This window comes from Cupriavidus sp. SIMBA_020 (assembly GCF_046535395.1).
Classification (GTDB): domain Bacteria; phylum Pseudomonadota; class Gammaproteobacteria; order Burkholderiales; family Burkholderiaceae; genus Cupriavidus; species Cupriavidus campinensis.
In genome coordinates, this window is the sequence record NZ_JAWRWU010001024.1 from 1 (window position 1) to 257 (window position 257).

Consider the following 257-nt stretch of genomic DNA (forward strand, 5'->3'; position numbering starts at 1 on the left):
CTGAACAATCCGGCCGCCCGCGTGTTCCCGGGCGACCGCGCGTCGTTCGGCAAGGTGTCCGAGTTCCCGCACGTCGCGACGACGTACCGGCTGACCGAGCATTTCCACTACTGGACCAAGCATGCGCGGCTGAACTCGATCATCCAGCCCGAGCAATTCGTCGAGATCGGCGAGGACCTCGCGAAGGAAGTCGGCGTCGCGCACGGCGACCGCGTGAAGGTGTCGTCCAAGCGCGGCTACATCGTCGCGGTCGCGCT

At 66.5% G+C, this 257-nt stretch carries 1 protein-coding gene; it reads left to right on the forward strand.

Annotated elements, in window-relative coordinates; all coding sequences use genetic code 11:
• On the forward strand, window positions 1-257 hold a 257-nt coding region (locus tag SB751_RS32575; RefSeq protein ID WP_410749328.1), incomplete at both ends, for a molybdopterin dinucleotide binding domain-containing protein.